General features: G+C 41.5%; 7 protein-coding genes. All 7 read left to right on the top strand.

What is annotated here, in order from left to right; genetic code table 11:
* Position 1: 1 nt before the first annotated feature.
* The 7 genes from KE626_RS01940 to KE626_RS01970 all read left to right on the top strand — a co-directional run bounded on the left by KE626_RS01940 (position 2) and on the right by KE626_RS01970 (position 12,795).
* The gene (locus KE626_RS01940) at positions 2-3,094 is read left to right on the top strand and encodes a Z1 domain-containing protein (RefSeq protein WP_211971196.1); all 3,093 of its coding nucleotides are present in this window, start codon (positions 2-4) and stop codon (positions 3,092-3,094) included.
* A complete protein-coding gene (locus KE626_RS01945; RefSeq protein WP_211971197.1) occupies positions 3,091-4,065 on the top strand; it encodes a PD-(D/E)XK motif protein in 975 nt (324 codons plus the stop codon). Before KE626_RS01940 ends, KE626_RS01945 begins: the two co-directional genes overlap by 4 nt.
* Positions 4,055-6,457: an AIPR family protein gene (locus KE626_RS01950; RefSeq protein WP_211971198.1), complete on the top strand. Its 2,403-nt coding sequence runs from the start codon at positions 4,055-4,057 to the stop codon at positions 6,455-6,457. Before KE626_RS01945 ends, KE626_RS01950 begins: the two co-directional genes overlap by 11 nt.
* A gap of 51 nt (positions 6,458-6,508) precedes the next feature.
* On the top strand, positions 6,509-7,360 hold the full coding sequence (locus KE626_RS01955) for a DUF5677 domain-containing protein (protein WP_211971199.1): 852 nt from the start codon (positions 6,509-6,511) through the stop codon (positions 7,358-7,360).
* Between the two features lie 80 nt (positions 7,361-7,440).
* Positions 7,441-7,983, top strand: coding sequence for an RNA polymerase sigma-70 factor (locus KE626_RS01960; RefSeq protein WP_211971200.1), 543 nt, complete (start codon positions 7,441-7,443; stop codon positions 7,981-7,983).
* Between the two features lie 49 nt (positions 7,984-8,032).
* Entirely contained in the window at positions 8,033-9,172 is a 1,140-nt protein-coding gene (locus tag KE626_RS01965; protein ID WP_211971201.1) for a FecR family protein, read from the top strand.
* Between the two features lie 92 nt (positions 9,173-9,264).
* Positions 9,265-12,795 (top strand): SusC/RagA family TonB-linked outer membrane protein, encoded by a 3,531-nt coding sequence (locus KE626_RS01970; protein ID WP_211971202.1) that lies wholly within the window; start codon positions 9,265-9,267, stop codon positions 12,793-12,795.
* Positions 12,796-12,809 lie beyond the last annotated feature (14 nt).

The following is a 12,809-nucleotide window of genomic DNA, read 5'->3' on the forward strand; positions in this document are numbered from 1 at the left end:
TATGAATAATTATGACATCATATCAGCTATAAAGTTATTAATTAGTTCAAGGTTAAAAGGAACTGCCCTTACTTATGAATTCTTTGATGTCAACAAAGAGGCGATATTAACAACATTAAGAATAGTACTTCCTGAAACTACGGAATTGGATGGGGTAACATTAAATAATTATTATACAACTGCAAAGAATGAATTTCTTTCGATAAATGCAATTGACGTCAATCCTGCAAGTTCGCTTGTTAAAAATGGGCATAAAGTTTGGCTCACCGAAGAGAGAAGGAAGTCCATGCAGAGGGATTATACAGAAAGATATTTGGCCTTCCTCAGATTGAAAGGGCGTGCAGAAAAGGTAGTTGATGAGATTAATAAATCAAGTGAAGAAATATTGGAGAAATTGGGAGATCCTAGATCGACAACTAAATTTTATTCTAAAGGCCTTGTCGTTGGAAATGTACAATCAGGAAAGACAGGTAACTTTAATGCTGTAATTAATAAAGCAATTGATGCCGGATATAGCTTGATTATTGTTCTGTCCGGAATTATGGAGGATTTAAGAAGTCAGACTCAGGAGAGAATAGAAGAGGATGTTGTCGGTGAAGGTGTTATCGATAGAGACAGGGATAAAAAAGGAGAGAAAGGAGTAGGCCTTGTTAGACGATTTGGGGAGCGTGGGGATACGACGGTACGACAGGTTATTTCAATAACTTCTTACAAGTCGGATTTTAAAAAATCTGTTAAGGAATCTGATTTTTCACTTAACAATAAAAATATTCTCGTATGTAAGAAGAATACTGGTGTTTTAAAAAACTTGTTAATATGGTTGAATGATTATTTAAGTGAAAACAGAGAGCAACACGATATTCCATTGTTGATCATTGATGATGAAGCAGATAATGCTTCGTTAAATAACTTAGGCTTTAAGGGAAGAGAATATTCAAGTACGATAAATGGTCATATTCGCGCCCTACTTAACCTTTTTTCCAGGAAAACATATTTAGGATATACAGCCACTCCATTTGCGAATGTATTACAGGACAGAAATGAGCCAGCAGAAGGAAAGTGGAGAATAACCTACAAGCTAAATGGCGTTCCTGTTGAAAAGGAATTTGACCAGGTAGATAATATTTTTCCCGATGATTTTCTGGAATTGCTTGTGCCGCCGTCCAATTATATCGGTGCCAAACAAATTTTTGAAACCGTTTTAGAAGAGAATGTACGGAAAATTCCTCTGGTAGTTCAAGTTACGGATACAGATGAAGCTTTCCCAACACGTTTAATTACATTGGATGACGGAACAGAGCGTGCTGCGACAAAAATAGAAATAGAGAAGGAACATACAAGATCCGCAACCAGAGGAGATTTATTCCCTCTAGCATTACCTGATTCTTTGAAAGAAGCGGTACAATGTTTTATATTAAGCATCGCCGTTCGGTTATCCCGTAAACCAGCAATGGTTAATTCCAGATTGTATAATCCGCATCATACAATGCTGATTCACGTTTCGCGATTTATTCCATGGCAAAATAGGACTAAGGCTCTTATACTCGAGTATGTTACGAGTCTTACAGAAAGCATTGGGAACGATTTTCCTGAGAGTATGAATTCGATTCATAAAATTTTGGAACGTACATGGGACAGATATTACGCTGCAATAGTTACTGATATTAGATCTTATCTTCCCCAGGGTTACGTTGATGAATATTTGACAGCAATTCGGTTTACTGACATTAAGTCTTTAATTACGGAAGCAGTTAAAGGGATTGAGGTAAAAGCTGTTAATAGTGATGCAAAGGATAAACTTAGTTATTCTGTAGACTCTGGAGGAAACGGTAAGAAGTTCATTGCAGTTGGAGGTAATCGCCTTTCACGAGGCTTTACATTGGAGGGATTAACTATCAATTATTTTATTAGAAATACAAACTTCTCGGACACGTTACTGCAAATGGGCCGGTGGTTTGGTTATCGCCCCGGATTTCTTGACTGCTGCAAACTATTTACAACTTCTGACGCAATTGAAAAGTTCGATTCAACTACTAGGACGATAGAGGAACTGGAAACGGAATTTGTTAAAATGGGACGACTTGGTAAAACGCCTCAGGACTTTATACTGAGAGTACGTAAGGACCCAGGTACACTTAAGATTACAAGACCTGCTATTTTAAAAAATACAAACGAGGTGAAGTGGTCATATCAGGACAAGCTTGTCCAAACCACGAAGTTTCGTCTGGATACGGAAAAAATTGAAAGATCGTGGAATGGCTTTAAGTCCTTTATCAAAAAGTATGAGCATAAATTTCGTGGAAATGATGATTTTTTTGTTTTGAAGGGAGGCTATGATATGCTAGAGGAATTATTATCGGTTGAAAACACCTTTCATGATAAAGACTTCAGCCTAACCCCTATTAGAAAATTTATAGAAAAAGCTATCAATGTCAATAAGCTTATAAATTGGTCAATTGCGATTAAGGCTACAGGAAGAGCCAGAAAGGTAGAGGTTCTTAGGTCTCAAAGTGATTTCCCCTTAAAACCTCTTAGCATGACTATAAGAAGTGGTCCGGGTAAAGACAAAACTAATTCTGGGATATTTAATAAATACCGACATGACTTCATTAATGAGGGTATATTTTCCGTCTCAGGAGGTTCGGCTAATATAATTTCTGGTGGAGCAGATTTATCTGTTCTTCTAACTGATAAAGAGAAAATTGATGCAAAAGAAGAGTTTAGAAAGGAGAAAATAGAGGCTTTAATGAGGAAGGAGAAAATATCAGTGGAGGAGGCTAAGGAAAAAGTAAAAGTTCCGGATACATTTCCCGAAAGAATTTATAGAGAAAAAATGTCGGACCAAGACGGACTGTTACTTGTTTATTTACTTGATCTGAAATATGTCTTTTTAGATGGACAAGATGGGAACGAAGACATAAAGCAAATGGCGGAGAAGTTCAATTTGGATATCCCATTAGTAGGCTATGCCTTTGGTTTTCCTCCGATTGATCCTGATCCGGGTGAAACTTATGTTGTGGGTAGATATGACCTTGATGAAGACGAAGACGAAGAGTTTGATGAAGAATTAGTAAACGAAGAATCCCAGTTATGAATATTCAGACACTTGAAACAAAATGGCTTCATCTAACAGAACTTAAGACACAGTATCCGTCGCTAAGAATAGATGGTGAATGTTTGCCTGATTTGTTTGTTGGTTTACAGGAGAATAGAGCCCGAAGCCTGATTTTAAAGTTACCTAGTCATCATTTAATCGATTTTCAACCGATAGAAAAAATTAATTTATCAATTCAGCTTTATCCGGATCCAGGATGGATTATTTTAAAATTGCTTGATAATCGCTTTAGTGATCTATTTAATAATCTCATTTTATCGCTATATAACAAGATACATTATAAGAGTGATGTAAAGGAATACGGTAACGAATTTGTACAAACGTTTTATAAGTGGAGTGAGTTTTTCGAGGAACGATCAGCAGCACATTTGTCTGAAGAAGCAGTAAAAGGGATATTTGGAGAGCTTGTTGTGTTAAACGAGTTTATAGAAGGTACTGCGGCGGCTGAAATTAATGATCTGTTAACTTCATGGAACGGTCCCTATAATAACCGCCATGACTTTGAGATGCAACAGAAAAGTATCGAAGTTAAAACAAAGGAAGCTGCCTCGATATATGTAAAAATTTCCAGTGAATACCAATTGGAAGAACTTACAGGAAAATCTCTGGAACTTGCAGTTGTTAGCATATCAAGGGATAGTCAAGGTTTGTCACTCCAGGATTTAATTATTATCACAAGGAACCTGGTAACGTCCAAGCTCGGAGATTTTACTATCATATTGAAAGCATTGAATCGTATGGGACTCAACGCACTTAATGCGGGGGATTATAATCAGTTTATGTATAAAGCGGAGTCAATTCATTATTATAATTGCTGTGCAGATGGATTTCCCAGAATTATTTATTCTGGAATCTCCCGATTATTAAACCATGTGCAATATCATCTTGTACTTACTGGTCTTGAAGACTTTATTATCGGTTCTAAAATCTTTACTATAAATGGAGATTAAGGAGTTTTTGCTGCATAGATCCTATTTGCTGGATGACAGTAAAGATGAAGATGGCTTTATTTCTGATTCATCTTTTTTGGGGACGTGTTTACCTTATTTGAATGATACTAAGCTAATTGATACTGATGAATGTAATGAATGCTATTGTTTTATAGAGAGCCAGCAGGTAAAAGTAAACGGGTATATAATAAACGAATCAGGTGAGCGGTTACAGTTGCTGGTTATTAATGAGGACGCATTATCTCCATCAGCGTCTGATGAACAGTTAATGATCTCACAAAAGGCAATTTATGATAAGCTTTTTGCACGGGCAGTTAATTTTGCCAAGAAATCATCCAAAAAGCAATTAGGTGACTATATCCAGGATTCAAGCCCCGCTAAGATATTGAATACTTTATTGAGTACCGTGGAGGGACTTAAGCAAATAGATGTAATAGAGGTGTTACTTATTTCACCCACGGCTACTATTGAAACAAGAGGGGAACAACCTCAGTCGAAACGTATTGAGTTTGAGGAAGAGAAATTAGATGTTACATGGACGGAGGGTAAAGTAAGAGAGCAAAAGTCTATTGTAGTATTGAAGAAATTAATTGATCTTAATTTTTTATATAATGTCACCGTTTCTCAAGGAAACAGGGCGCCATTAACAGTCGATTTCAGCAACTATAGAATAAATTGTATACAGGCTGCTTCTGAGGATAACTATGAGTCGTATTTATGTGTTTTACCTGCGGTATTGATTTCAGATCTATATAAGTATTATAGCTCTCGAATGTTAGAGAAGAATGTAAGATCCTTTTTACAGCTTAAGAATAGTGTAAATAAAGGTATACAGGATACAATAAGGAAAGCTCCTGAAAAATTTATCGCTTACAATAATGGGCTGACCATAACGGCCACAAGTAGCGAAATTATTGAAGAAGAAGGTAAACTGTATATTAAAAACCTCTCCGATTTTCAGATTGTAAACGGTGGCCAGACAACGGCGACTATTTATTTCTCACATAAGGCAGGTCTTGATATTGGGAAAGTAAAAGTAATGGCTAAAATTAACGTAGCAAAGAATGCTTCTGAAGACGAGCTTGATGAGTTGATTTCCGATATAAGCGCATTTTCGAATGCTCAATCGCGAGTTTCTCCTGTTGATCTACGGTCAAGAAATTTGCAGCTGGTAAAATTGAAATCCTTAACAGAAAGTATTATAACTCCTAGTGGTAAAAAATGGTTTTTTGAGAGAGCTAAGGGGGAATTTAATACTCTTATTCGTAAATCTCCGAATAAGAAGACGAGTATCAATAAGGAATTTCCTAAAGAACGGAGGTTTACAAAAGAAGATCTTGCGAAGTATTATACTTCATGGGGAGATGTCCCTTTCCTGGTTAAAAAAGGTGGAGAAAAGGTCTTTCGTTTATTTATTGAGAATATTTCCGGAGATGGCAAGAATAAAAAGCCTGTCACAATAGACAGGGGATTCTATGAAGAATTGATTGCCAGGGTAATTTTGTTTAGGTCGCTTGAGAAGCTATATGGTAACGGAAATAATGCAATCGGCCAGATAAGATCGGCCGTCGTACCTTACTCGATCTCAATTTTATTTAAATCAGCGGCCGGTGCAAAGGGAACAGATACGTTTAATCTGCTTGAGATCTGGAAGAAAGAAGGTTTGAGTGAGGAGCTTTCGCAAGTAATGGTTTCATTGATGACACTTATGAATAACATTATTAAAAAGTATGCTTCAAGTGATGATTATGGGGAATATTCTAAAAGAGCTGAGTTATGGAATGCGATAAAAGAGTGTCTGGAGATTAAAGAATTTGTTGATAGTGATAATTTCAAAAAAGTTTTGAAGAAATATGCCCAATCCAGAGAGGACGCTAAGCTTGCTCAAAGACGTAAGTCACTTAAGAACGAAATTAGCTTTGGGCCGCTGTATGAAATGGTACGGATTTATTCTAACACTCCTGAGTTTTACAAGCAGATACACTTAAAGTTCTTCAATGCATTAAAGCCGGGCGAAATTTATAAACTAGAACAACTCATCGGGTCTGTGAATTCAGGGCAGGATATACAACCGCAACATATTGATTTTGAGCATTTTTTGCTGGATAAAATTCGTGTAGATAGTCCCGAATTTTTTGATACCACCATATTTGAATCAGGATCTTTGCTAAAAGATACGCTGGATTTTATTGTTGCGAAATACAACACAGCAATTGAGAATGGACAAGACATAATTGGAGAATTTAGTGGAGTAAGGCAGCTTGCGGCAGCAAAAGGAGCCAGCAACACGGCCGTCTATGATGAAATTGGTAAAATGCTTCGCGCAGGGCAACTTCCAACCATACAACAATTAAAACATGCATCAGTATATGTTTCACTTTTGAATGGGTAAGAATATAATTAGGGATTAAGTAATTCTGGTAGTAATATCATAAACCGATATATGAATATTATTGAAGATAAAAGAATTATAACAGAAGCTTATTTCGATGGGATTAATGTTTCAAATATTGAATTATTTGGAAGAATGAAACCTCATATTGATAAGGTCAGACCAATTTTGCCGTTGATAGAGTTTATTTTAGCCAGAATGTCGACAGTTACTGAATTAACTATTCAGCAAAGTGTATGGGATGCAGAGATTGTTTATAGAACCGTATTAGAAGCCCTTTTGAAACTAATTTATATTACTTCAAGTACTCCAGATGAAAGATTGATTAAAATTAATGAGTACTGGAATGACTTATCTGAAATAAACAGGTTAAAACAATCCGACCAGGCCAAGAAGAACCTCCGGCAGTATAGAGATAATGAAATGATTAAACTTGCATTTTCTCCATTAGTACTGACCGAGACAGAAGAAAGTATTTTACGAAGCAAATGGCCGAAAAGCAGGCGAGGTTTATTGGAACAAAAATGGTCTTTCTCGGAGATTGTAACCTCGCTTATGGGAAGCTACAATGGCCTCCCTGCACCTCATATTGTGGGGATTTTGCATTCTTATAGGATGGCTAGTCATGTTGCTCATGGTGACGAAACAGGTATTCTTATTATTAAAGAACGGGAACAGAGGCCAGAAGTTGCACAAAGTATCGCGATATTTGGACATTATATCAAATTGTTAAGTGATAGCTTCAATTCCTGTATCGCATTGGGAATGGAAACAATGAGATTCTTAGAAGAGTCCCCTACTTTTTTTCTTGAATTGAATCAGTCATTGAAACCAATTCATGATTTAGCCTATACGTATCAGATGAAGCTTTATGATGATCCCGACTATGATAGATATAGGTAGATTAGATAGTATAATACATATTTCCTTGTGCTCTCGCCCACATTTCCAAATCCCCCCTATTCTCCCTAAATTTACCCCACATGCATACCGGCGATTCACACCACTCCAACCACCAGCTAAAGTCATTATTTGACCTGCTATACCTGCGCCTATGCCGTTTTGCAGACCAAATCATCGCTGATTCCGCTGCTGCAGAGGATATCGTTCAGGAAGCCTTCATCAAATACTGGCAACGTAACGCTGATATCACCGACCTGCAAGCCATTAAAACATTGCTCTATGTAATGGTGAGAAACGCCTGCTTCAACCACCTTAAGCACCGGAAGGTGGTGGAAAAATTCGCGCAAACACAAACGGAGGTGGCGGAGGAAGCGGCGGTACTCAAAGCGGAGGTATGGGGAGAGGTGTACCGGGCCATCGCTTCTTTGCCTGAAGGCTGCCGTAATGTTTTCAAGCTCAGCTACCTGGAAGGACTGAAAAACCAGGAAATTGCTGATGAACTGAAGATTTCCATTAATACGGTAAAAACGCAGAAAGCCCGGGCGCTGGAGTTATTAAAGCTCCGGTTGAAGCCGGAGGCCTTCCTGCTATTATGTCTCCTTGTTTCAGAAAAATATTTTTAGGTCTTTCACCCATTTGCAATCAGTAGATTGTTTATAGATATAGCAGCACATGGAATCATATAACCACCTGTATCACACGTCCCGGTTAATAGTGAAATATTGGGATAATACGTTATCTGAAGAAGAGCGCGTGGAGCTGGAGGCATGGGCGGCTGCGAGTGAGGGTAACAGGTTGTTGTTTGAGGAATTGAGTAAGGAAGAGGTGTTAAAGGAGGAGATGCGGGAGATGGGGAAGTATCATCCGCAGCGGGCCTGGGATCGTATTGAGGGAGAAGTGATGGTGAAGAGGATGGTGCCCTGGGGGCGCGTGGCAGCGGCCATGGCGTTGATCATACTGGCTATCGGTGCGAAGTGGTGGTATACGAGCAGGATGGAGCAATTGACGCCGGTAATCGCCAAAACGCAGCAAACAAAGGGTAAACCGGTGTTGATCATGGGTAATGGAGAGGAAGTCGTGCTTAATGAAGCTAAAGATACGCTGTTAACGGAGCAGGGCGGCGCGGAAATCCGGCAGCAGGGCAATAAGCTGGCATATAAAGATGCTGGCGGGCCACTGGTATATAATACCCTGCAAATACCGCGGGGTACGGATTACAGTCTTACGTTGAGCGATGGTACCCAGGTATGGCTGAATGCGGAATCATCTCTGCGTTTCCCGGTACATTTTACGGAAGGCAGTCGTAAAGTATATCTTACGGGAGAAGCTTACTTTGCGGTGGCGGCTAATGCAGCAAAGCCTTTCAGCGTAACTGCCGGACAAATAGAGGTGGCGGTATTGGGAACGGAGTTTAACATCATGGCCTACGACAATGAGCCGGCAATACAAACGGCTTTAGTCAGTGGCAGCGTGAAAATAAAGACGGGGGGGAAAGAAACCCTGCTGCAGCCAGGATGGGTAGGTATTAGCCGTAACGGGAATACCACTACGCAGCAAATGGATATTGCTGCATTGACGGGCTGGAAAAGAGGCATGTTTGTATTTAGAAACGATGATATGAGTACTGTTTTGCACCAGCTGGAGCGCTGGTATGATGTAACGGCGGTATACCCAACGGGAAAAGCAGGTAACCCGCATTTCACCGGCGCTATTAAGCGTTACGATAATATAGAACAGGTACTGGAGATGTTAAATCAAACTGGAGGCGCCAGTTTTAAACTGAGTGGCCGACAAATAAATGTAGCATTTTAATCAACAACCAACCAGTGTGATGCCAGAATGATACCCGGAGCGTTACGGGTAGATGATTGTCAGGCTCGCTGAACCAAAATCCCTTGTAGTCAATGAAACGATTGTTCATATTACTGCTTTGTATGCAGTATATAGTGCCGCTGTGTGCGCAGTCAGTCACCGCGAGTCTGCAGAATGTGCCTGCAGAGAAAGCATTCGCCGTTATTCAACAACAAACCGGGTACGAGTTTTTATATAATAACGAGTCGGTAAGAAAGGCGGGCACTATAAATCTGTCGGTAAAACAGGCAACGCTGGAAGCGGCTTTACAGCAGTGTTTCAGCCAGATCCCTTTTACCTGGAAGGTGGTGGATAAAACGATTGTGGTGAGTCCCCGGCCGGTATCGGCAACGGCAGAGTATACTATCAGCGGGTGGGTATTGTCTTCCGACAGCAGGCAGCCGCTTGTGGGCGCTACTATTCGTGTGAAAGGGACCGATAAAGGCGCCGCCAGTAATGGCAGCGGTGCGTTTTCGATCACCACAGGCGTACAGCATCCGCTGTTGCAGGTGTCATTTCTGGGGTATGTTAGTAAGGAAGTCAGAGCAGAAGATGACATGGTTATTTATCTGGAGGAAGATAAGAAAAAACTCAGCGAAGTAGTGGTTACTACAGGCTATATCACACTGCCGAAGGAACGCGCTACCGGCTCTTTTTCGCAGGTCGACAAGTCCCAGCTGGATAAACGCATCTCCACCAATATACTCGATAAGCTGGAAGGTCTTAGTACAGGTTTATCTTTTTTAAGAAGTGTTACTTCCGATAAACCTAAGCTGAGCCTGCGTGGCCGCAGTACGCTCTTCTCTGAAGATCAGCCCCTGATCGTGGTAAACGGTTTCCCGATAGAGGGTGATCTGAACAGCATCGATCCGGATGATGTGGAGAGCATCACGATCCTGAAAGATGCAGCAGCGGCGTCTATTTGGGGTGTTCGTGCAGCCAATGGCGTAATTGTGATCACTACCCGCCAGGGCAAATTCAACCAGCGCCCTTCGGTGGAGGCAAGAACAAATATTGTTTTTGGAAGAAAGCCGGACTACAGCCAGCTGCACCTGATGAGCACCAGTGATTATATAGATGCGCAACAAATTTTGTTTAAGGCAGGCCGGTTTAATAACCTGTTCACCCCCGGCAGCACCATTCCTATCCCGGAAGCAGTGCAGATCTGGAAAGATGAAAAAGACGGAAAGATCAGCAGCAGCGTAGCTACACAAAAAATTAATGCGCTCCGGGATATCGATATTCTGAACGACTACAGCCGCTTATTCACCAGGAACACTTTAACCCAGCAGTACCAGGTAAATGTAAGTGGCGGTGGTGAAAACATGCAGTATTATCTATCTGCAGGATATGATAAAAACGCAAACTATATGGTGGGCAACGATTATGAGCGATTTACGCTGAATACCAGCAACACGGTTCGCGTTACCAAAAAACTGGAACTCAGCATCGCGGGACAGCTGTCTCAGGGCAACACCAGCAACCCTTTTGATGTAACGGGCAGCTCCCCCTTTGACATCATTGCCGGAACACGCAGTGCTACCAATATAGCTGCCCAGATCCCTTCCCCCTACTCCCGGCTGGTCGACGATAAGGGCAATGCCTTGAAAGTTCCCTGGAGGTACAATGAAGCATTTAAACAAGCTAACTATGGTCAGGGATTCCTGAACATGGACTACTACCCGCTCACCGAATTCCAGTTAATGAACCGGCAGGTAAAGAGTATGGCCGTTAACGTTAGACTCGGTGTTAACTACGAGATCGCCAAAGGCCTGAACCTGGATCTGAAATACAACCTGGAAAAAAACAACGGGTCAGACAGGGACCTGCAGGATCAAAACACATTTATGGTCAGGGATAACGTAAATCTCTTCTCAGAAGTAATGCCTGATGGCGAGCAGGTAAGGCATCTGCCGCTGGGGGATATTTTAACGCTTGCAAAAAATGACCTCACCGCGCAAACTTTCCGCGGACAGCTGAACTTTAACCGCAACTGGCGTGAAAAACATACAATAGCAGCTATTGCCGGTGCAGAGTCAAGGGAAATTTTGAGAGAAGGAAGCCGGCAACGCCTCTTTGGATACAACGATCGCACACTGCAATATGCAGATGTGGATATGGTCACGCAATTCCCGAACTATTACGGTTTCACCAATTCTATTAGCAGTATACTCGGCGTAGGCGCACCGGTAACTTATATAAAGGACCGTTTCATTTCTTACTTTACCAATGCTTCTTATACTTACCTCAATAAATATACTTTATCCGCCAGTGGCCGTATAGATGGCTCCAATCTTTTTGGAGTTCAGCGCAATCGCCGCCTGAACCCACTTTGGTCAGTAGGCGCCGCCTGGCAGTTACAGCGCGAAAAATTCTTTCACGCCGAATGGGTGGATATGCTGAAACTCCGTGCTACCTATGGTTTCAACGGTAATATCAATAAAACAGCCACTGCTTATACCACGGCTAATCTTATGACATCCGGCGAAAACGCCACTTCCTATATCCCGTATGCGACTATTATTAACCCCGCCAATCCTAATCTCCGTTGGGAAAAAGTAGCGCAGGTAAACCTCGGCGCCGACTTCGCGCTTTTTCATGAATCACTGAATGGCTCGCTGGAGTATTTTAATAAGCGTGCACAGGATCTTTTTGGAAGCGCCTTCCTGGCCCCATCCACCGGCTTCAACAGCATCAGCAGCAACATTGCGGAAATGCGTACGCAGGGCTGGGAACTGAAACTGGACTCGCGTAATATCAGCACAAATAACTTCAGGTGGAACACCACTTTTATGCTGAGTGTGGCAAAAGATAAAGTGACTAAATTTTATAATACGGGCAGCAGTATGAGTCCGTCATTCTTCCTGCTGTATGGAGGACGCGATGATGACGACCGGTCTACTTACCTGCCGGTAGAAGGATATCCTTTATTTGGCCTCTGGGCCTATCCATGGGGCGGACTGGATGCAAAAGGGAATGCGGGGATTATCGGGCCCGACGGCAAACGCATCACAGATCGTTTTGAGGCCGGACGCATTTATGATAACATTTATAAGTTGAAGTATATGGGTGCGGTAAACCCGCCGGTATTTGGCAGTCTGGCCAATACTTTTTCTTATAAACAACTAAGCCTTACAGTAAATATCCTGTATAAACTGGGCCACTATTATCGTGGCAGCGATCCGGGATACTATACCATGGCGGCAATGTACCAGCGCGGGCCCGATAGCTTTAAAGATCGCTGGAAACAGGCCGGCGATGAAGCAAAAACAAATATTCCTGCCTTTACCGGCGTAAGAGCGCAGGACCGGACCAATAATGACTTCTACCAGTTTTCAGATGTGAATGTGGAGAAAGCAGATCATGTACGCCTGCAGGATGTACTGTTAAGTTACGATATCACCCGGCAAACCTTGGCCAGTTTGCCCGTGAACCGTATCACACTATATGCGCAGGCCAGTAACCTGGGCATTATCTGGAGAGCGAATAAACACGGAATAGATCCTGACTATGCACCACAAACATTTTCTTCAGTGATGCCACCAGTGCGCACACTGGCAATAGGCGCCAAGGTAGGTTTCTGATCACATCAAACAAC

It is taken from the genome of Chitinophaga hostae (genome assembly GCF_018224885.1).
GTDB lineage: Bacteria > Bacteroidota > Bacteroidia > Chitinophagales > Chitinophagaceae > Chitinophaga > Chitinophaga hostae.

Excerpts from the sequence above, each read along its gene's own strand:
- KE626_RS01940 (WP_211971196.1), top strand. The coding sequence starts at position 2 with ATGAATAATTATGACATCATATCAGCTATAAAGTTATTAATTAGTTCA.
- KE626_RS01945 (WP_211971197.1), top strand. The coding sequence starts at position 3,091 with ATGAATATTCAGACACTTGAAACAAAATGGCTTCATCTAACAGAACTT.
- KE626_RS01950 (WP_211971198.1), top strand. The coding sequence starts at position 4,055 with ATGGAGATTAAGGAGTTTTTGCTGCATAGATCCTATTTGCTGGATGAC.
- KE626_RS01955 (WP_211971199.1), top strand. The coding sequence starts at position 6,509 with ATGAATATTATTGAAGATAAAAGAATTATAACAGAAGCTTATTTCGAT.
- KE626_RS01960 (WP_211971200.1), top strand. The coding sequence starts at position 7,441 with ATGCATACCGGCGATTCACACCACTCCAACCACCAGCTAAAGTCATTA.
- KE626_RS01965 (WP_211971201.1), top strand. The coding sequence starts at position 8,033 with ATGGAATCATATAACCACCTGTATCACACGTCCCGGTTAATAGTGAAA.
- KE626_RS01970 (WP_211971202.1), top strand. The coding sequence starts at position 9,265 with ATGAAACGATTGTTCATATTACTGCTTTGTATGCAGTATATAGTGCCG.